We start from the raw sequence: 19,813 nt of genomic DNA, 5'->3' as shown, positions 1-19,813 counted from the left end.
TTTTATGATTTCAAGGGCACGCCTGAGGTATGTAATCTTTGTGATAACAGCCGCGCTGATTGCAACCACGCATCTGCGCATCAGCGTTTCGCGGATGTTCCATCAGGCACGGCAGGCCCAGATTCGCCAAACACACCTCCGCCAGCAGCTTTGGAAAAAACAGCTTGAGCTGGAAGGGCTCCTCCAGCCGCAGAAAGTGCTTCCGTACCTTCCGGAGGAAACCTCTCCATGAATTTTCCCGACCATGCTCCGACACGAATTTGGTCCGGCATCATCCTGGTTTGTGTCTTCCTCCTGGCCGGACTTACCGGTTTAGGGGGGCGTCTGTGGGACCTCCAATTCCAGCGGAAAGACCTTTACGAGAAAGCCAGCCGCACCCAGCGATATGCCGTCGTTCGCCAGCAGCCGCAGCGAGGCCTGATAGCTGACAGAAAAGGACGGATTGTGGCCGCCAGCACAATGATTTATAACGTATTCGGAGAGCCCCGCCGTCTTCTGCAGAATGAACAGTACAAACTGGCCGCTGAGACTCTTCAATCAATTCTGAATATCCCGGGCTCTGAAATCGCCGAACAGATTCTGGAAGCAAAAAATCCGGGATTTCTGCGGCTTGCCAAAGACATTACCCCGGAACAGCAGCAGGCCGTTCTTCATGCCCGCCTGTCCGGTATTGGAATTGAAGAGGCATGGATTCGGTCCTACCCTGCCGCTGCCCTCTGTTCCCACGTTGTCGGCTTTGTCGGCGGCGAAGGACACGGTTTGGCGGGCCTGGAGCTGAAATACGATTCCGTTCTGGCCGGCAAGGGCGGACAAGACATTTACGTGGTCGATGTGTTTCGAAGACCTATTGCGGCTTACCCCGAAGGGCGAACTCCTCTTCGAAACGGAGACAATCTCGTTTTAACCCTTGATATCGTGATTCAGGAAATTGTGCGAGAGGCCCTTCAGAAACAAATCCGGGAATATCAGGCCGAATCCGGCGTTGCTTTAGTCATGGACCCCTGGACGGGTGCAATCCTCGCATGGGTTTCTTTACCTGATTTTGACCCGCAGCAATTTTCTAAAACCCCTCCTGAACATCTGAAAAACCGAATTTTGTCAGACCCTTACGAACCCGGCAGCATCTTCAAACCCATCGTTGCCGCCATTGCAATTGACAGCGGCGCTGTCTCCAAAGAAGAAAAGTTTGACTGCGAAGACGGCTACTGGAGCAAATACGGCGGCATCCATGAATTCGGAAACCACCGGTTCGGCCTTCTCAGCGTCCGAGAAATCATTCAAAACTCCAGCAATATCGGAATGGCGAAAATCGGCTTAAAAACAGGACCCAGAAAACTGTATGAAGGTCTTCGGCTTTTCGGGTTCGGACAGCCGACCGGAATAGACCTGACAGGCGAAGAACCCGGTCTGCTGCGTCCGACGCAAAAATGGAGCGGCTACAGCCCAACCCGAATCGCCTTCGGCCACGAAATTTCCGTTACCGCCCTGCAAATAGCCCGCGCGTATTGTATTCTCGCAAACGGCGGCACCCTGATTCAGCCCCATCTGGTCCGCGCGACTATCAACCCGGAAGGACAAGTAACGGATGTTACCCCTTCTTTGGTTGGTTCCGGTTATATTGTACGGCCGGAAACCGCCCGATGGATAGTCCGGGAAGCACTGCGAAGCGTAGTTACCCATGGGACCGGCGACCAGGCCGCCATCGAAGGACTGGAAGTCTTCGGCAAAACAGGAACCGCAAATATTGCCCTGCCTACAGGCGGTTATGACACAAGCAATTATGTCGCTTCTTTTGTCGGAGGGGCCCCCGCCGACAATCCCAAAGTGATTATTCTGGTTTCTATCCGAAAACCCAACCGCTCTTTGGGCAAGGGCTACAGCGGCGGACGAGTCGCAGCACCGGTCTTCAAGGAAATCCTCGAAAAAACGCTGACGTATCTGGACAGCGATCTTTAAGTTAAGCACGGGCAAAGTCTTCCGCTTTTCAGCGAGGACGAGGACGCTGGCCCACAGGGGTGCGAAGTTCAAGATACTTGACTTTGCCTTGGAGAGTATACCCATTCTGGGAATAAAAGGTATAAAGAACAGAAAGTTTTTCTGTCTCATCCGCCTCCAAATACAAAGCCGCCTTTCCATAGGGGGCTCCCCAGTAAATGGGCGTCCCGTCCTTGGCCCCAAGAACAATCTGCGGCTCTGAAGTCTTTTTCCCCCGGACCCAATTGCTGACATCGATAAAAGCAATCTCGTTCCGCAAGGGTTTATCTGAACAGCATTTTTGGTCCATTCGCTCCAGGATTTCCAGCAGAACCAACACAGCGGACACTTCCTCTGCGGGGCAATGTTGGCCGGGTTTTCCGATTCGTTCCTGCGGCAGCCCTTTTAATTCCACCACCTGAAGCGAGGGCAGCTCCGGGGCATCCATCACCATTGCCTGAGAATCCAGATAAAGCCAGCGGTCTGTACCGACCTTCACACGCAGCAGAGGTTTGCGGTAAACCGCCTCCACCCTCAGACGGCTGGGAGTGACCCGCACACGCACATCCTCCAGCCAGGAAAATGCAGAAAGTTTTTCAGAAACTTGTCGAGCGGAGCGTTCATCGAGAGCAAACAAACCGTTTCCAACAGATGCCTTGATTGCCTCAATCCATCCGGATTCCACCCATTCAGGCACATTGACTAATTCCAGCGGTCCATACTTTTCCGCCTGAGGATATTCTGATTGGATATAGCGGTTTAGATATCCGAAGCTGAGTACAATCCCTGTCCCTACCAGAATCCAGAAACACAACGAAAAAGCCACCCGCAGCCGAAGGGACCAGGAACCGGATTCTTTCTCCGCCGTTCTGCCTGCCGTCCGGTTTTCCGAGCCCCGGAAACGGCCCAATATCCCCCCTGTTCGGCCGGATTGACGCTCTTTTTTCCTGAACACCGTTTTCCTCCATCAACCCTTCTTGTGAAAATCCAGCCAAGCCGTTTCCAGAATCTTCAAACACAACTGAGTCGGGTCCAGCCCGGCCCGCGCCGCCGCCATCGGCAGCAGGGAATGGCTCGTAAAACCCGGCAGCGTATTGATTTCCAAAACCCAGGGAGTCCCTTCCGAATCAATAATCATATCCACCCGTCCGAAATGCCGACATCCGAGAGCCCGGAAACTGTCCATGGCTGTTTTCTGAAAAAACTCAACCTGATGCACATCGGAAAAAGTATCAAACAGAAACTCCGTCCGATCGTCTATGTACTTAGCTTGATAATCATAAAAACTCTGCTTCGGACGAATTTCAATCACAGGCAAAACCATCCGGTCCACAATTCCGACTGTAATCTCTCGCCCCCGGATAAACCGCTCCACCATGCAATCTCCAAAAAGTCCGGAGCATTCACGAGCCGCCCGAAGGGCCTCCTGAGGGGTTCGGGCAATTTGAACCCCTACACTGCTGCCCTGCCGCAGAGGTTTTACAACAAATTGTTCCCCTCCCAGACCGGCAATCGCCTCCAGAAGAGCGTGTTCCTCTGTATCCGGCTCCACATAAACCGCCGGAGCCGTTGGAATGCCCCATTCACGAAATCGCTTCTTGGCAGCCCATTTGTCAAAAGCCAGACAGCTGGAAGCCGAATCAGAACCCGTATAAACCAAGTTTTTCTCTTCCAGAATCTTCTGAAGATGACCGTCTTCCCCGAATTGACCGTGCAGAATCAGGAAAAAAATGTCTATATCGGGGTCGTCCAGAATGGACAAATCATCCGGATGAATGTCCGCAAAGCGCACATCCAGGTCTGTTTTCTTGAGGGCCTGATACACATTCTGCCCGCTCTGAAGACTAACCGGACGTTCTTCGCCGATTCCCCCCGCCAAAACGGCTACCGTCTTAAATGGTTTTTTACAATATCTCATTCTGATTTCCTGAAAAACACGAAGCGATATTCCGGCCCCAACCCTGCAGAAACTACCCCCCCTACCAGATTTCAATTTCCAGTTCGAGCTGGACGTCAAATTTTTCCCGAACCCGGGTGCGGACCAAATCAATCAATTGTCTGACATCGGAACTGCGGCACCCCTTTTCGGCGATGATGAAATTGGCATGCTTTTCACTGACTATCGCCCCGCCGATCTGAGTCCCTTTCAAGCCGGCCCGGTCGATTAAAGCACCGGCTGAAAGACCTCGCGGATTTTTGAAAATACAGCCGGCGTTGTGCGTATCCAGCGGCTGCGTATTTTTCTTGTATATCCATACTTCTTTGACAACCTGCAGAAGCGATTCCGGATCCGACTCCGTCAGCTCAATCGCGGCTTCCAGAATCAGCTTGGCTGTGATATTGGTGTTGCGATAATCAAAAACAAGCTCCGGTTTGGCCTTTTCAAAAATCTGGCCGTCCATGTTCATTACGGTAACACTTTGGACCACAGACCCCAAATCCCCAAAACGACCCCCGGCGTTCATTCGAACCGCCCCTCCAACAGACCCCGGAATCCCTGTCAATGCCTCCAACCCTGCCAGTCCTTTTCGGACCGATTCGAGAACAAGTTTGTTCAAGTTGGCCCCCGCACCGGCCCTCAGGGTAGTCCCTTCAAATTTAAAATCACAGAAAACCGGGTTCTCCAGCCGAATCACCGCCCCCCGAACCCCGTCATCTCCCACAAGCAAATTCGAACCGAATCCGAGCACCCGAACCGGCAGCTGGTTCTCCCGGCAGCGGCGAAGAACCTCGGCGATCTGCTCCCGGTTTTGGGGAGTAACCAGATAATCCGCAGGCCCGCCCAGACCATACCACGTATAAGGTGCTAAGGGGCACTTTTCCTTAACAATGTGTTCTAAGCCACTGAAGATATTCATCGGCTACCTTCCAGATTGTTCCGGCACCCATGGTTACCACCAAATCGCCGGGCTGTACATACTCTTTCAAATAGGAAACAATGCCGGGAAAATCCCGAATAAAAACCGCCTTACTTCCGCTTTGGCGAATCCGTTCAACCAGAACTTCTGCATTCACCATTTTTCGGCTCTCGGCGGTATCCCGAACAAAATAGATTTCCGGGACTATCGTTGTATCGGCCAGATTAAAACTTTCTGCGAAATCATCAAGCAAAAAACGCGTCCGACTGTACTGATGGGGCTGAAAAACACACCACAAGTGTTTCAGATGATACCGCTCTCGAATGGCCAAAAGCGAAGCCCGAATCTCTGTAGGATGATGCGCATAATCATCCAGCACAACAACCCCGCCCACCTGACCTTTCAGCATCAGACGTCGGTCAATTCCCGTAAAGCCCCCTAAATGTTCCAGGACTGTTTCCACAGATAAGCCGGCCGCCAGAGATGCCGAGATAACAGCCAAGGCATTGTCGACATTGTGGATGCCGGGAATCGACAGACGAGCCAGCCCCAGAACCGTCCCCCGTTCACACAGCTCGAATTCATAAAAACCTTCCCGCAAATAAAGCCGCCCTGCTGACAAATCACACGAGTCAGTGCGTCCAAATGTTCGAACCTGAACCTGTCCATTCAGCCGGCGAAGCAGACGAAGGGTATTTTTGTCCTGGCCGTTGGCAATCAGCACACCTCCCGGCCGAATGCCTCCGGCAAAATCCGTAAAGGCATCTACGATTTCTTCTTCGTCTCTGTAGTAATCCAGGTGGTCCTGCTCGATATTCAGAATCACCCCGATAGAAGGCCGAAGATTCAGAAAACTTCGGTCATATTCACAGGCCTCCGCCACAAAAAAAGGCCCGTTTCCAATCCCGCTGGACCCCCCCATCTGCGGCACATGGGCGCCAATCAGAAAGGTCGGCGACCGACCGGCCTTTTCGAGCAGATACGCAATCCAGGCGCTGGTCGTGCTCTTGCCGTGGGTGCCCGCCACCGCAATCCCCTGATACTCGCCGAACAGTTTACCCAGCATCTCCGCATACTTGTAAATGCGGATTCCCAGTTCCCCGGCTCGGGCCAGCTCCGGATTGCCGGCCGGAATGGCCGCACTGATTACCACGGCATCCGCATCCGGCGGGATATTGTCCAGACTGTGCCCCAGACAAATCCGGATTCCCATCGAGGCCATCTCCTCCAGCACCGCACTGTCGGCCATATCGGACCCGGAAACAACGGCCCCGTGCTTGAGCAGCATCTTGGCCAGCCCGCTGGTCCCAATCCCGCCGATGCCGATAAAATGAAATTTTTTGCCATGGAACGATTCCATATCTTCTCCGCAAAAACAACGATTCTTTATACCCCTCCCTTTATGCTGATTCAACTTCAATCCGGCGTAAAACGGCATATTCGGGCAGGGAATCCGGCAGTTCCAAACAGTCCCCGTTTTTGGCCGTCTCTGAGACCGTCCCGTCCGTATGTTTCAGCGGCTGGGGCATTCGGACGCTGGACAGCCGTCCGCCGGGAGCGAGCACCTCAAACGTTTCCCCGGAACAAATTGTATTTCGAACACGAAGGGTGCACCCGTCCGGCCGCGTCTGGAAAACGTTGGCGACGAACCGGCTGGTTCCCTCCGACACACTTTTTTCCCAGGAATAATTCTCCGGCAAAAACGAGCCCTTGATAAAACCGGCTGTATAGCCCCGATTGGGGACGCGATTGAGCCAGTTGAGAGCCTGTTCTTTTGTGAAGGATTTTCCGTCCAGCAGCTGCCGGTAAAAAGAGACCACAGTCGCAATGTAATGAATGGATTTCATCCGCCCCTCTATCTTAAAAGACGAAATCCCCAGCTCCGTCAGCTGCGGCACATATTCAAACAAGGCCAAATCCCTCGAATTGAACAAATACAGGCCTCGATTGTCTTCAAAAACCGGCATATATTTTCCCGGCCTGTTTTCTTCCACCAGGAAATATTTATATCGGCATGGATGCTTGCATTCCCCCCTGTTGGCCCGGAAACCAGTCATATAGTCACTGACGGCACAGCGGCCGGAGTAGGAAAAACAAACAGCTCCATGAATGAAAACCTCCGTTTCCATCCGGCCGTTCACGTGATTTTGAATCTCGGCCAGCTTCTCAAGAGATAACTCCCGAGCCAGAATGACCCGGTCTGCGCCCAATTCTTTGTAGGCCAGAGCGGTCTGCCAGCTGAGTGTATTGGCCTGAGTACTGATATGAATCGGGACTTTGAATCCTTTTTTTCTCAGAGCAGTCAACACCCCTATATCAGAAACGATAACTCCATCCACTCCCATTTCCTCAAGAGCAAAAGCATCATTCAAAAGACGAGTATATTCATCCGAAAATGGGAAAATATTGAGTGTTGCATATCCCTTTTTACCTCTTTTATGAAGATATAGAAGACCCTCTTCTGCGTCTTCTAACGAAAAATTGCCTGCAAAACTCCGCAAAGAACCAAATTCCAATCCAAAATAGACAGAATCAGCCCCATAGGCCACTGCCCACTTCAATTTTTCGAGAGTTCCTGCAGGAGCAAGCAATTCGGACATATAAATGAACCTCAACAACGAAATATAGTATTATTTGTCAACCAGAAATCACTACAACGATATTTTTAATCATTTTTTAGGAAAAACCTTAAGAAATTAAAAAATTTTTCGAAAAGAGGTTGACCAAACAGTCAGATATGACTATATGGTCATTTATATGATTCTTAACGCTGAAAAGAAGAGTTTAACCCGTTCCGACAAAAGAGCGGACAGAACAAGAAAGAAACTTGAGGCAGCCGCATTGGAAGTCTTCACGGAATATGGACTCGATGCGACTACAATAGAGGATATTACACAAAGAGCTGATCTTGGAAAGGGGACATTTTACCGTCATTTTAAGGACAAAGAGGAAATTGCGACTTTTCTTGTCGATTTGTCCATCGATGAATTATTGGAACGTCTTCGCAGCACCAATAAACACATTACTACTCTTCATGATGCCTTGGAACACCTGCTGGACGCCCATTACAAATTCTTTTTGGAAGAATATGAAAAGTTTATCCTTTTATTCCAGGGAAGATTATTGGTAAAACTGGAGCGAAGGATTTCCGAAAAGATGGAAGGCCCTTATGACCGATATCTTCGTGAACTGGAAAAGATTTTATCTCCGTTTGTCGGAGAAAAGATTGACCCGATGAAAATTCGGCGGCTGGCCTGTGCCGTTGCCGGTTTTGTTTTCGGCTTTTTCTCGTTCGCAATGATTGGGATGGAGATGGAACAGGTTGAATCCAGTATCCAGCCGCTGCGTCAGAATTTTGTGCGGAGCTTGTCTTCTTTTTTGGGACAACTGCCGGAAAACAATAAAGAAGAAAAGAAATCAAACAACTTTTAAGGGAACCAGTGTATGCAGCCTCAATTGATTGCACCTGCTGTAGAACGAGAAGATGAGCAATCTTCTGAACCTCCGAGTAGAATGAGGGCGGATGAGCCGCCCTCCCTGTCTGTTCCAGAATCTTCCTTAAAATCCCCTGCGGGCTCCCAATGGAGCGACTGGCGATGGCAAATCCGCAATCGAATCCGCACGCTCGAACAGCTTTCGGCCTACCTGCCTGGTTTGTCCGAGCGGGCTGATTTGAAAGCGGTGATTGCCAAGTATCCGATGGCGATTACGCCGTACTATGCTTCGCTCATCCGCAAGCCCGATTTATCGGACCCGATTTTCCGAATGAGTGTCCCGAATCCTCAGGAGCTGTCGGACCCGCCCTGTTTGAGCGAAGACCCGCTGGAAGAACATATCGACATGCCGGTCCCCGGGCTGATTCACCGGTACAAAGACCGGGCGCTTTTGATCGCCACCACCACCTGCTCGATGTACTGCCGACACTGTACACGCAAGCGAATCGCCGGCACTCGGGAAACTGCAATTTCCTCCCGCCGGCTCCGGCAGGTGGTTGAGTACCTGCAAGCCCATCCGGAAATCACCGATGTGATTATCTCCGGAGGCGACCCGCTGACCATGGCGGATTCCGCTCTCGAATCCGTCCTTTCCGCCGTCCGTTCCGTAAAAACGGTTCAGGTAATTCGGATCGGAACCCGCGTTCCGGTAGTGCTGCCGATGCGGATTACCGATGAGCTGGTGCAGATGCTCCGGAAATATCACCCGCTCTGGATCAATACCCACTTCAATCATCCGAATGAACTGACGCCTGATTCCGCAGCGGCCTGCACCAAACTGGCTGACGCGGGCATCCCGCTGGGCAATCAATCTGTTCTGCTGCGGGGTGTAAACGACCAGCCGCAAATCCTCGAAGAACTGTATCGCGGACTGGTGCGTATCCGGGTTCGTCCTTACTATCTGTACCAGTGTGACCTTGTGCGCGGGGTTGAACATTTCCGCACCTCGGTGCGTGCAGGCATTGAAATCATGGAATACCTGCGCGGCCGCATCAGCGGAATCGCCATTCCAACCTTTGTGGTTGATGCTCCGCACGGCGGCGGAAAAATCCCGGTTCTGCCCAATTATGTGGTTTCCATGAGTCCGACCCACACCGTATTGCGAAACTATGAAGGGCTTCTGATTCACTACCCGGAACCCGGTGTGGAAACAAAGCCGGATGAGCAAACAGAACTCCACGGAATGCCCGGTGTCTGGGAACTGGCGGCAGGCAAAGCTTCGGTTATCCAGCCGGCGCGAACCCTGCGGGGCCAGCGGAGGGAAAAAATCCGCAATCGAAGCGGGTTAGAGTCAACCGGTTTTCTCTTCGATTAAGGAGAAAAACATTCCCGGCAGGGCTCACCGAGCATCAGGAAAACGAAATCGTATGAAAAAACGAATCGGTCTTGTCTATGACTTGCGGAGAGACTATCTATCCGCCGGCTTTACAGAGTCTGATGTTGCTGAATTTGACACCGACAGCACTATCGACTGGCTGCATCAAACCATCGAATCCCTCGGCTATGAGGTTGAACGGGTGGGCAACGGCTGGGCGCTCTGCAAGGCTCTGGCCGCAGGAAAACGCTGGGATATGGTTTTTACAATCGCAGAGGGCCTGAAGGGACGCAGCCGAGAGGCCCAGGTTCCGGCCCTTCTCGAGCTGTACCAAATTCCCTATACTTTTTCGGACCCGCTGGTTTGTGCCGCCACACTCGACAAGGCGGTCGCCAAAAAACTGGTGGCGTTTGAAGGGCTGTCCACGGCTCCTTTTGCCGTTGTCCGCTCTGCAGGGGAAATCGGCTCCGTCGCACTTCGGTATCCCCTCTTTGCCAAACCGCTGGCCGAAGGGACCGGAAAAGGCATCGATCAAAACTCGAAGGTCGAAAACGCCGCCCAATTGGAGCAAATCTGCCGTTTCCTGCTGGAACAGCACAAACAGCCGGTTCTTGTAGAAGAGTATCTGCCAGGCCGGGAGTTTACCGTCGGAATTATCGGCACAGGCCCCAAGGCACGCGTTATCGGAACAATGGAAATTGAAGTGGCGGACAAAAATCAGCCCCCCATTTATTCTTACCTCAACAAGGAAGAATGTGAAACCAGAATCCGGTATTCCCCCCTGCGGGATGCGACCCTCAAACAGTCCGTGGAGCAGCTGGCTCTCCGCTGTTATCAAGTCCTCGAATGCCGCGATGCCGGACGGGTGGACATCCGCTGTGATGCGGGCAATCGGCCGTACTTTCTGGAAATCAATCCGTTAGCCGGCCTGCATCCGACCCATTCGGACCTTCCCATGATTGCCACACAGGAAGGGATGTCTTATGGTGAATTGATCGGCGCCATTCTCCAAAGTGCATTCGAACGCGCCGAAGAGGAACGAAGCGTCCATGGAAGACGTGCTTGTTTTATATAATCAGGTCAACACCTCCGATTCAACCTTTCAGGAAAGTCGCGGCGGCGTACTGGATCAGGTCCGCGCCGTGCTGGAAGCACTCGACAAACTCGGAATTCCGTCCGAGTCCCTGGCTGTAGAGAATCTCCAGCATTTGGTTTCCCTGCTGAAACTGAGAAAAGAAAAACTGATTTTCAATCTCATTGAAGAATTTCCCGGCTCCAGTCGGGACGCCTGTGCCGTTCCGGCGTTGTGTGAAGCATTCGGGGCCGGCTGTACCGGCAGCGGAACGGAAGCCCTTTTCCTCGCTCAGGACAAGGCCCGAACACGAGCTATCCTGACCGCAGCAGGACTCCCCTGCCCGATGGGCTTGACAGTAGAACCCGGTCGCCCCTTCCCGATGGAACGGCTCAAAAAAGGCATTTATATTATTAAACCGGCCTGTTCTGATGCCAGTGAAGGTATCGGACAGGATTCCGTCGTAACCATCCCTTCCCGACAGGCCGCGGAAAAAGTTGAGAAGATTCATCAGGAGTTTCATCAGGCTGCCATCGTGGAGCAGTTTATTCCGGCAAGAGAACTCAATGTGTCCATCATCGAAACCGCAGGTAAAACTCGGGTCTTGCCCCTGGCGGAAATCGATTTTTCCGCGTTCCCCAAAGGAATGCCGCGAATTGTGGACTATCAGGCCAAATGGATTAAGGACTCGTTCGCCTACCAGAACACCCCGAGGATTATTCCTGCACCTCTGGAAGAACCGCTGGCGGAAAAAATCCGCACCCTGGCGATTCAGGCCTGGCAGGCATTGGACTGCCGGGGATACGCGAGGGTGGATTTCCGGCTGGACGAAAAGAACCAGCCGTACATCCTCGAAATCAATCCAAACCCTGATATATCCCCGGATGCAGGTTTTGCGGCTGCTTTGGCGGCTGCTCAGATTCCCTACGAACGATTCGTATGGCTGATGCTCCGAAATGCAATCCAGACCCGAAATCGAAACGCCCTGAGTGCTCAGAATGGAGCGTCTTTATGAACCAACCTGAGATTGTCATTCGGCCGGCTCAAGCTTCCGACGAACCCGCCGTGATGGACTTTGTCGAAAAAACCGGTTTTTTCAGGATTGGAGAACTGGCTGTGGCCCGGGAAGTGTTTTGTGAAGCAGTCTCGGGCAAACCGGAATGCACCTATCAATCCTACGTGGCCGTCTTTCAAAATAAGGCGATCGGCTGGGTTTGTTTCGTCTCAACCCCGTGCACCGTCGGGACTTTTGATATGTACTGGATTGTCGTGGACCCTGTCTTCCAGCGAAAGGGAATCGGAAAACTGCTCAGCCGTTTCGCCGAAGAAGAAATCAAAAAACAAAATGGCCGCTTGGTGGTGGTAGAAACCTCCGGCACAAGTCGATATGAATCCACCCGCATTTTCTATGAAAAAAACGGCTATCTGCTGGCGGCGGAAGTCCCGGATTTTTACGCCCCCGGCGATTCCAAATGCATTTATTTAAAACCGCTTGTTTGAGCCCGCCTAAACCAAATCGCAGGCATCCGGCGGCATCCAGTGCGCATCCCGTCCCTCCCATTTGACGTTGCAGCCGATGGGATTGGTCAGCGGCTTTCGGACCGGCCGGCCTGCCAGCACATCCTCCAGCGCATTCTCCAGATCGTTGACCGTGCTCCTGCTCGGGTCGCGGGGATTATCCAGTTCGCGGCCCGTATAAACCAGTCTGCGGTTTCGGTCAAACACATAAAAATGCGGGGTTCGCAGGGCCCCGTATTTCCTCGCCGCATCCTGAGAACGGTCATGCAGATACGGCCAGGGGAATTTCTTTTCCTGCATCCGCCGAACCATATGTTCGAAAGAATCCTCCGGATACGTATTGGGACTGTTGGAATTGATAGCGACAAACTTGACCCCTCTGGGCAAAAACTTTTCCGCTGTGCGGCGGGTTACCTCTTCGGACCCGAGCACATAGGGGCAGTGGTTGCAGGTAAAGAAAATCACCAAAACCCCAGCCGAATCGAAATCATGCAGGGTGTATGTTTTGCCGTCCGTCGCCGGCAGTGAAAAATCCGGAGCGGACTGGCCTATTTTTAATGTAAAAGCCATTTTTCATTCCTTTCCGAACAAATCAGTCTCTTCTATACTACAAATGAATGGCCCGCTGGGTTCTGTACAAACAGACCACGGCAAACAGAGATTTCGCGGAAAGGAAAAGCCCGATGGACTGGAAAACCTATTTTGAGACCACCGAAGGGGTCGGCATTCTCGCTACGGCCGATAAATCTGGGAATGTCAACGCCGCTGTCTATGCACGGCCTCATGTTCAGGAAGACGGAACGATTGCCTTCATTATGCAGCCGCAGGTCAGTTATGCCAATCTCCAAATCAATCCCAAAGCCGTCTATCTTTTCCTGGAAAAAACGGAAGGTTATAAGGGTCATCGGTTCTATCTGCTCAAAAACCGCGAAGAAAGCAGCACCGAAAAAATTCAGGCCGTTCGGCGCAGGGGGCATAAACAAACAGACAAAACAAAAGAAAAAGCCAAACTGGTTTTTTTCCACATCGACCATATCCGGCCTTTGACAGGCAATACCCTCGAAAAGTGGTAACTCAACCAGCTCCCCAAGGTGCTTTCCCACCCTTTCTATCGAAATAAACCGACGGAGAGGGTGTTTTTTCATTGCATGGAAAGACCTATAATGTTAAAATAGGCAAATAGTGTCTGAGGGGGCTTAAAATTATATTATATAAATGTCCTTTTTTGAACCTGCTGTTGATAACCCTTTTCCATACGGAGCGAGGTTATGAAAAATAAAATCATCTCGTTTTATCTGACCGTCTCTTTTCTGGTTGGTGTGTTTGCGCCTGAAGGGAAGGGCGAGCAGCTCATCCGCCGTGAGGTGGATTGGTATGCACCGGCCGGTGGAAAAATCCGAGAAATCCGTTTCCGGGCAAAGACAGAGTCGGCTGTCGAAGAACAACTCCCCAAGGCCCTCAGTCTCTCCGCCGCGAATGTGATAGACTCCCCTCCGATTGACGGCTTTGTCCCGTGGATTGTCATCACCACCACGAATCGCCGGCTGGCTGACCTCGAGCTGGATGCTGTGCCGTCCACATCTGTCGTAGGACAGTTTACCGCCGCCAACTGGCAAAGAGACTTTGCGATCGGCATCTTTGACACCGGTGCCAGTGCCCACGTCCTGAATTATGCGGCTTCGGTCGAACTGCGGCTGAACAACAGCGCTTATCTGACCAACAACACCATCACAATTGCAGGAGTCACCGGTTCGGTAGATGCCTACGTAAGTTATCCTTTGGGGGTGTTTATGGGAGGGCTGAATCTGCTGGAACCGAACCAGACTCCCGACCGGGAAACCAAGCTGCCCTCTACGGCCGGAATGGTCGGAGAGTACAATGTATCCGTTCTGGTCGGGCAATATCCCGGCTCCAATCCGGATTTGGTTACAGCCGTCGGCACACCAATGAGTGTCTTCTGGACCACGGTCATTCGAAATGACCAGCCCGTTACATCCGTGCATAAGGGGCAGGCTTATACAGGTCCTTCCCTGACGTTTTATCCTGCGGAAGATGAGAATGCACCGCACTACCGAAATCGGGTTCCGCTGGAGCTGCGTCCGCTGGGGGCCACGGCCGTCCAGTATATCCCCTACAGCATCGATGACATCCTGAATATGGACTTCACTCCTTCCAGTCCGTCGGTCATCATTGGGACGGGTTCTCAGTCTTTGTTCTTTGTCCATAGTGTGGACCTGACGGAAGGCGGGCGGTCGGCCATCGACCGAAGCCGGTTTATGCTCGATACCGGAGCGCAAATCACCGTCATCGGAGACCGAATTGCCGCCCGGCTGGGGCTGGACCCGGACGGCTGGGAGTTCCAGGTGCCGATTATCGGCGTAACCGGGGAAACCATCGAGGCGCCGGGCTACTATCTTGATTCCCTGAAGATTCCGGCAATCGGACAATGGCTGGAGTTCACGAATGTGCCGGTGGTCTGGCTGGAGATTTCGTCTCCGGAAGGCGGAAAACTGGACGGCGTGATCGGGATGAACCTGTTCACCGAATACAATCTGATTCTGCGAGGGGGCGGGCTGTTTTTGGGCGAGGACCCGTCGCTGGAGTTTGAACGGATTGTCCCGCCGCTGCGGGGAGATATTGCCCCAGCCGTGCGGGACGGGCGGGTGGATATGCTGGACATGGCGGAGTTCAGCCGGACATGGCTGAGCGAGAGCGGGCAGACCGGCTGGAATCCGGCAGCGGACTTCAGCGAGAGCGGACGGATTGATTTGTCGGACCTGGCCGTGCTGGCCGAGCAGTGGCTGGCCGTTTCATCGCTCTAAACAGCGGCCTGAATCCTCAACCGGACTCCCGAAGCGTATGAAGAATTACGGCCTGGCTGTCCTGTCCGGAAAGCAGGTCTTGTCCGGGCAGAAGAAGAATCTGTTGACCGGCTTTGGCCCATCCGTGCTTGAGTACCGTCTTTTCTGCATACTCGGTAAACTCCGCCAGGGTGCTCATAAACGGGCTGTACACACCGATGACACCGTAATGCAGGCCCATCTGCCGGTTGGTCCGCTCATCCGGACAGAAAGAGACAATCGGCACATCCATTCGGGCTTTGCTGAGCAGACGGGCGGTGGTGCCGGTTTTGGTGGCAACCGCGACGAGTGCACACGGAATTTCATCGAGCATCTGCGCCGCAAAGCGGGCGATGACAGACAGAGTTTTTAAGGCAGGGTCGGTTTCCATAGGCGGACAAGGAAGATTAAGCCGGTCCAGATACGCTTCCGTGCTGCCGCAGACTTGGTGAATCACGCGGGCGGCCTGCACCGGATATTTGCCCACCGAAGTTTCGCCGGACAGCATAATCGCATCCGCATAATCCATCACAGCGTTGGCAATATCCGATACTTCGGCACGAGTCGGGGAAGGATTTTCAATCATTGACTGAAGAACCTGGGTGGCCACAATGACGGGCTTGCCGAATCGGCGGCATAAGGCGGTTATCCGCTTCTGAATCAGAGGCACCTGTTCTGCCGGCATTTCCACACCCAAATCCCCGCGAGCAACCAGAACCGCATCCGAGGTCTGAACAATCGATTCCAGATTTTCGACGGCGCGGGGTTTTTCAATCTTGGCGACGACTTTGATCGGGGACTCTTTTCGAACAAGGGCCTGCTGAAGTTCACAAATTTCATCGGCCTGCTGGACAAAGCTGAGGGCCAGATAATCCAGCTGATGTTCGACTGCCCAATCGACCCACTGCCAATCACGCGGGGTAATGGCGGGAATGCCCAGGTCGGTATCCGGCAGATTGACGCCCTTGCGGCTTCGCACGGGCCCGCCGACCAGCACACGGCATTGGAGCGCATCGTCTTTTTTGCCTTCCGCCTGCAGAACAATCGCACCGTCATCGAGGAGAATTCGCTGGCCGAGCCGAACGCGGTCAATCAATTCCGGCAGAGTTGTAGAAAAAGAATCCGGTCTTCCGAGCTCCAGATGCCGGGCGATGGTGACAGTCTGCCCGGGTTCAATAAGACCGCCGTCGGGTCTGATGGGACACAGGCGGATTTTGGGACCGCACAGGTCCCCCATGACTGAGACTGCAAAAGGGACGTCGGCGGATGCCGTGCGAACGGCATTCAGCATCGATTGGTGCGTATCCGGATCCCCGTGGGAGAAATTGAGTCGAAAGGTTCGCACCCCCGCTTCCATCAGCTGCCGGATAGTTTGCACGTCTGACGAAGCCGGGCCGAGGGTAGCTACAATGGATGTTTTGGTAATCACGGTATTCCTCTCCATCTTTCCAAAATGTATTGATATTGTATCCGCCCAAATTAAGAAAGCCACAGGGAAAGTACCACAAGAGGAAACGATTTGTTGAAAAACGCCAGGCGGCAGTACCGAAAAAAACAATGGAATGAAGAAAAAAAATTATGCCTGTTCAGACCTTCCCAAAAGTCTTGCCGATTAAAAAAGCAAGACTTTTGGGAACTGTCATTTTCACTTCGGCCTCAGTCCGCAGGACCGGAGGGTGCATCCAGCTGAATGCGGATTATTTCAGAAGGGCCTACCGTTGTTTTCCCGGCTTTTGTGTCGATGATTCGGCAGTAAATCCAGCCCTCCGTATCGGCGAACCGTTTGATTTTCGACAGAATCCGTGGTACCAAAACCAGATAATTAGCATTCCTCGGCAGCGCAATCGCTGTTTGAAGTTTGGGATCGATAAACTGGTCATCGCGGCAGAACACGAGACGAAGAGGTCCGGCCTGTGCGGGTGCAGACCATTGGAACAAAAGATTATATCCAGGAGGATTCTGAAAGCCGTCGGCAGGGGCTGTCAGAGCAACAGTCAGCGGTTCCCATTCAAAAACAGATGTGTCAGACACAGTGGAACCATTGACCACACGCCAGGACAGCTTGCGGTCACCGTCATCTTTCGGCAGGGCTTGTAGCCACATTGTTTTGTCGACAAACATCTGGGTCTGGTGTGCTCTTGCCCTGAAACGCACAATCGACCTCCGGTCGGAAAAATCTCCCTTCATCGCCAGTTCAAGAACCGACCCCGTCGTCCAGTCCAGCGGCTGGGCCCATCGAAACAGCGCCGTGCCGCCGCTGATATCCTTTTTCTCATCGGGGGCATCCTCCAAGAGAGCAATCCAGGGCATCCCGTCGGTCAACTCCGCCGCATCCTGCCAAAACTGCTCCGTCAGAGCCGCGATGGAACGGAGGACATCGGGCACGGCATTCCAATCCGGATTGTCGCGGATAGAATTCCACAAATCGGCAATCTGCTCATACAAATCGGCCAAATCTTCATAACCGGCTGAATCCAGCCACTGAGCCATCAGTGCGGTCATTTCGGCCTTGCGGTCGCGGAAATTCTGACTCAAAACGGATGGGCCGTTCTGAGGAGCTGACTCAATCGCATTTGCCGCTTTATAAAGAGCGTCCGGCCCGTTCTGTCCGCGATAGGAAAGATGCTTAAGTATCTGAAGAGAAGACGCACGTGCTGGTCCCCAGTTTTTATCCAGATAGAACAAGTAATAGGGGCCGAATCGTATGTTTTTATCTTTCTGGTTAATCATTCCACCGTTATACCAGGCATCCAGGAACGTATTCCAGCGGAGGGGAACACGCAGGCCGTCCTTTTGACCATCCTCATCCACATTATCCGCCCGCGTCGGGTCGTTGTCGGCAAAGTAAACATACTCATCATCATAGCCGTGGACAATCACATAATGGCTGGTAGAACCGCCGCTCCAATCCTGCCAAAATGGATAATACACCCCCGCTTCGTCCGCAACATACTGAAAATCCAGATGAACCTGGACAGGCTGGCCGTTGTCAAGAACCTGCTTAAGACGGTTAACGGCTTCCGCTTCGGATTTAAAAAGTGTCACGGATTTGGCTTGGGCCCGGATAGAAGCACCAGCTCCGCCGCCGCGAAGAAAACCGATGTGATAAACCAGGCCCGATAACTGATAAAGGTCAAGCGAATGACCCGAAAACAGTCGTAGGCGGCTATTGTAAATATAGGCATGCGGCTCCACCATCCACACCCCGCCCGGGCCCTGAATCCAGGCATACTCCGAGCAGAAACCGCTCATGGCCATCAACTCTTGCACAGTGGAACTACTGTCGTCGGAGCAGTGAATCAGCTGGCCGACACTGGCCATATAGCAGATCCCGCCCGGGTAGGCCCTGTCCTGTAAAACAGATACGTCCAGAATTTCAGCTCGAAGGGAAAAGCAAACCCCAAAAATTCCAAACAAAAGAACTATCACTTTCTTGTCCGGTTTTATTTTTCCTCCTATCAATCAGAGCCTTTTAGAAAATATTTCTCTTTTTTTTCGACAGTTTTCAGTTAAAACCTTGAAAAGACAGCTGCCTATTTGGAAAAAGTCATAGAGATTTTTTTTGAATAAGAGAAAGTTGGCGATATACTGTGGCGGGAATGCCGGAAGTACATTAGATAAAGGCGGAGACGGCAGAGGACTTTTTGAATGAATTTGCAGTAAACATTTTCACAGGAGGCAATGGTATGAAACGGATGGTTCAGGTTGCGGTATTTGGAGCGGTGCTGGGGGTGCTGGTATGTACGGGCTGCGGGAAAAAAGAAGGAAAACCGGCTGCCCAAGCGGAACAAAAGGTCATCGAACTGAGCTACAGCATTTTCTTTCCCCCTACTCATATTCAGTGTGTTCGAGCACAGGAATGGGCGGATGAAATTGCCAGGCAAAGCGGCGGCCGAGTGAAAATTACCCTCTATCCGTCCGGGACGCTCAGCAAGGCGGACCAGTGTTATGCCGGGGTTGTCAGCGGGATATCGGATATCGGAATGAGCTGTTTTGCCTACACGCGCGGGCGGTTTCCGCTTCTGGAGGGGCTCGATTTGCCGCTGGGGTATCCGGATGGGATGACGGCAACAAGAATTGCCAATGAACTGGCGGCCAAATATCAGCCGGCGGAACTGGCGGATGTGAAACTCCTGTATGTTCATGCACACGGACCGGGGATTCTGGCCTCCAAAAAACCGGTCAAGACGCTGGAGGATGTCAAAGGGCTCAAGATTCGCGCAACCAGGTTATCTTCAAAAATTGCCGCTTGCCTGGGAGGAGTCCCCGTAGCCATGAGTCAGGGAGAGACGTACGAAGCCCTTCAGAAAGGCGTCGTGGAGGCGACGCTTTGTCCGGTGGAGACGCTGAAGGGATGGAAGCAGGGAGAAGTGATTTCGTCAGTGACCAACAGCCGTGTAATCGGCTATACGACAGCAATGTTTGTCGTGATGAACAAGAACAAGTGGGAGTCGCTGCCGGCGGATATACAAGCAATTATCACGGATGTAAGCAAACAGTGGGTCGAACGGCACGGGCAGGCCTGGGACCAGGCCGACGAGGACGGCTGGGCCTTCATCCGCCAGCTGAACCGGGAGATTATTGAATTGACTCCCGAACAGCAGGAGGCATGGAAAAAGGCGGTCGAGCCCATTATTCAGGAGTATATTGCGGCAGCAAGCGAAAAGGGGCTGCCGGGAAAAGAGCTGATTGAGGACATCCGCCGGATGATTGAGCAGGCACAGTCCAAATAAACAAGAGGC

The 19,813-nt window shown here is 52.7% G+C and carries 18 protein-coding genes; 10 read left to right on the top strand and 8 right to left on the bottom strand.

The window, feature by feature from the left end; genetic code table 11:
* Positions 1–4 precede the first annotated feature (4 nt).
* Together PKY88_07005 and PKY88_07000 are read left to right on the top strand one after the other, a co-directional pair.
* Entirely contained in the window at positions 5–232 is a 228-nt protein-coding gene (locus PKY88_07005) for a hypothetical protein (protein ID HOQ04945.1), read from the top strand.
* Positions 229–1,956: a penicillin-binding protein 2 gene (locus PKY88_07000; protein ID HOQ04944.1), complete on the top strand. Its 1,728-nt coding sequence runs from the start codon at positions 229–231 to the stop codon at positions 1,954–1,956. Before PKY88_07005 ends, PKY88_07000 begins: the two co-directional genes overlap by 4 nt.
* A gap of 28 nt (positions 1,957–1,984) precedes the next feature.
* Here the strand turns inward: PKY88_07000 and PKY88_06995 are convergent, their stop codons facing one another.
* From PKY88_06995 to PKY88_06975, 5 genes are all read right to left on the bottom strand, one after another.
* Complete coding sequence (locus PKY88_06995) at positions 1,985–2,929, bottom strand: hypothetical protein (protein HOQ04943.1); 945 nt, start codon at positions 2,927–2,929, stop codon at positions 1,985–1,987.
* A 12-nt stretch (positions 2,930–2,941) separates the two neighbouring features.
* Positions 2,942–3,892, bottom strand: a complete 951-nt coding sequence (locus PKY88_06990) for a D-alanine--D-alanine ligase (GenBank protein ID HOQ04942.1) — start codon at positions 3,890–3,892, stop codon at positions 2,942–2,944.
* Positions 3,893–3,953: 61 nt separating this feature from the next.
* Positions 3,954–4,832 (bottom strand): UDP-N-acetylmuramate dehydrogenase, encoded by an 879-nt coding sequence (murB, locus tag PKY88_06985; protein HOQ04941.1) that lies wholly within the window; start codon positions 4,830–4,832, stop codon positions 3,954–3,956.
* A complete protein-coding gene (murC, locus tag PKY88_06980; GenBank protein ID HOQ04940.1) occupies positions 4,798–6,192 on the bottom strand; it encodes a UDP-N-acetylmuramate--L-alanine ligase in 1,395 nt (464 codons plus the stop codon). Before murC ends, murB begins: the two co-directional genes overlap by 35 nt.
* Positions 6,193–6,232: 40 nt before the next feature.
* Positions 6,233–7,432 (bottom strand): U32 family peptidase C-terminal domain-containing protein, encoded by a 1,200-nt coding sequence (locus PKY88_06975; GenBank protein ID HOQ04939.1) that lies wholly within the window; start codon positions 7,430–7,432, stop codon positions 6,233–6,235.
* Between the two features lie 241 nt (positions 7,433–7,673).
* Between PKY88_06975 and PKY88_06970 the strand changes: the two genes are divergently transcribed.
* From PKY88_06970 to PKY88_06950, 5 genes are read left to right on the top strand one after another with little or no spacing between them, the layout of a single operon-like run.
* Positions 7,674–8,264, top strand: coding sequence for a TetR/AcrR family transcriptional regulator (locus PKY88_06970; protein HOQ04938.1), 591 nt, complete (start codon positions 7,674–7,676; stop codon positions 8,262–8,264).
* Positions 8,265–8,276: 12 nt separating this feature from the next.
* Complete coding sequence (locus PKY88_06965; protein ID HOQ04937.1) at positions 8,277–9,641, top strand: KamA family radical SAM protein; 1,365 nt, start codon at positions 8,277–8,279, stop codon at positions 9,639–9,641.
* 52 nt (positions 9,642–9,693) lie between these two features.
* Positions 9,694–10,716: a hypothetical protein gene (locus tag PKY88_06960; protein HOQ04936.1), complete on the top strand. Its 1,023-nt coding sequence runs from the start codon at positions 9,694–9,696 to the stop codon at positions 10,714–10,716.
* Complete coding sequence (locus PKY88_06955) at positions 10,691–11,728, top strand: ATP-grasp domain-containing protein (GenBank protein HOQ04935.1); 1,038 nt, start codon at positions 10,691–10,693, stop codon at positions 11,726–11,728. The genes PKY88_06960 and PKY88_06955 overlap by 26 nt, the downstream gene beginning before the upstream one ends.
* On the top strand, positions 11,725–12,213 hold the full coding sequence (locus PKY88_06950; GenBank protein HOQ04934.1) for an N-acetyltransferase: 489 nt from the start codon (positions 11,725–11,727) through the stop codon (positions 12,211–12,213). Before PKY88_06955 ends, PKY88_06950 begins: the two co-directional genes overlap by 4 nt.
* Before the next feature lie 6 nt (positions 12,214–12,219).
* Here the strand turns inward: PKY88_06950 and PKY88_06945 are convergent, their stop codons facing one another.
* Entirely contained in the window at positions 12,220–12,801 is a 582-nt protein-coding gene (locus PKY88_06945; GenBank protein ID HOQ04933.1) for a thioredoxin family protein, read from the bottom strand.
* Positions 12,802–12,914: 113 nt separating this feature from the next.
* Here PKY88_06945 and PKY88_06940 point away from each other — a divergent pair, with 113 nt between their 5' ends.
* Both PKY88_06940 and PKY88_06935 read left to right on the top strand, forming a co-directional pair.
* A complete protein-coding gene (locus PKY88_06940) occupies positions 12,915–13,304 on the top strand; it encodes a pyridoxamine 5'-phosphate oxidase family protein (GenBank protein ID HOQ04932.1) in 390 nt (129 codons plus the stop codon).
* A gap of 195 nt (positions 13,305–13,499) precedes the next feature.
* Positions 13,500–15,053, top strand: coding sequence for an aspartyl protease family protein (locus PKY88_06935; protein ID HOQ04931.1), 1,554 nt, complete (start codon positions 13,500–13,502; stop codon positions 15,051–15,053).
* A 16-nt stretch (positions 15,054–15,069) separates the two neighbouring features.
* Here PKY88_06935 and pyk read toward each other — a convergent pair whose 3' ends face one another.
* Both pyk and PKY88_06925 read right to left on the bottom strand, forming a co-directional pair.
* Positions 15,070–16,500 carry a pyruvate kinase gene (gene pyk / locus PKY88_06930; protein HOQ04930.1) on the bottom strand — a complete coding sequence of 477 codons (1,431 nt, stop codon included), beginning with the start codon at positions 16,498–16,500 and terminating at the stop codon, positions 15,070–15,072.
* 227 nt (positions 16,501–16,727) lie between these two features.
* The gene (locus PKY88_06925) at positions 16,728–18,392 is read right to left on the bottom strand and encodes a C39 family peptidase (protein HOQ04929.1); all 1,665 of its coding nucleotides are present in this window, start codon (positions 18,390–18,392) and stop codon (positions 16,728–16,730) included.
* A gap of 365 nt (positions 18,393–18,757) precedes the next feature.
* Between PKY88_06925 and PKY88_06920 the strand changes: the two genes are divergently transcribed.
* On the top strand, positions 18,758–19,804 hold the full coding sequence (locus PKY88_06920) for a TRAP transporter substrate-binding protein (protein ID HOQ04928.1): 1,047 nt from the start codon (positions 18,758–18,760) through the stop codon (positions 19,802–19,804).
* Positions 19,805–19,813 lie beyond the last annotated feature (9 nt).

This window comes from Anaerohalosphaeraceae bacterium (assembly GCA_035378985.1).
Lineage (GTDB): Bacteria > Planctomycetota > Phycisphaerae > Sedimentisphaerales > Anaerohalosphaeraceae > JAHDQI01.
The sequence above is the reverse complement of the archived record's forward strand: the minus strand, read 5'-3'. Positions and strand labels throughout refer to the sequence as shown.

Coding starts and splice junctions, on each gene's coding strand:
- PKY88_07005 (HOQ04945.1), top strand. CDS start 5: ATGATTTCAAGGGCACGCCTGAGGTATGTAATCTTTGTGATAACAGCC.
- PKY88_07000 (HOQ04944.1), top strand. CDS start 229: ATGAATTTTCCCGACCATGCTCCGACACGAATTTGGTCCGGCATCATC.
- PKY88_06990 (HOQ04942.1), bottom strand. CDS start 3,892: ATGAGATATTGTAAAAAACCATTTAAGACGGTAGCCGTTTTGGCGGGG.
- murB (HOQ04941.1), bottom strand. CDS start 4,832: ATGAATATCTTCAGTGGCTTAGAACACATTGTTAAGGAAAAGTGCCCC.
- murC (HOQ04940.1), bottom strand. CDS start 6,192: ATGGAATCGTTCCATGGCAAAAAATTTCATTTTATCGGCATCGGCGGG.
- PKY88_06975 (HOQ04939.1), bottom strand. CDS start 7,432: ATGTCCGAATTGCTTGCTCCTGCAGGAACTCTCGAAAAATTGAAGTGG.
- PKY88_06965 (HOQ04937.1), top strand. CDS start 8,277: ATGCAGCCTCAATTGATTGCACCTGCTGTAGAACGAGAAGATGAGCAA.
- PKY88_06960 (HOQ04936.1), top strand. CDS start 9,694: ATGAAAAAACGAATCGGTCTTGTCTATGACTTGCGGAGAGACTATCTA.
- PKY88_06955 (HOQ04935.1), top strand. CDS start 10,691: ATGGAAGACGTGCTTGTTTTATATAATCAGGTCAACACCTCCGATTCA.
- PKY88_06950 (HOQ04934.1), top strand. CDS start 11,725: ATGAACCAACCTGAGATTGTCATTCGGCCGGCTCAAGCTTCCGACGAA.
- PKY88_06945 (HOQ04933.1), bottom strand. CDS start 12,801: ATGGCTTTTACATTAAAAATAGGCCAGTCCGCTCCGGATTTTTCACTG.
- PKY88_06940 (HOQ04932.1), top strand. CDS start 12,915: ATGGACTGGAAAACCTATTTTGAGACCACCGAAGGGGTCGGCATTCTC.
- PKY88_06935 (HOQ04931.1), top strand. CDS start 13,500: ATGAAAAATAAAATCATCTCGTTTTATCTGACCGTCTCTTTTCTGGTT.
- PKY88_06925 (HOQ04929.1), bottom strand. CDS start 18,392: ATGGCCAGTGTCGGCCAGCTGATTCACTGCTCCGACGACAGTAGTTCC.
- PKY88_06920 (HOQ04928.1), top strand. CDS start 18,758: ATGAAACGGATGGTTCAGGTTGCGGTATTTGGAGCGGTGCTGGGGGTG.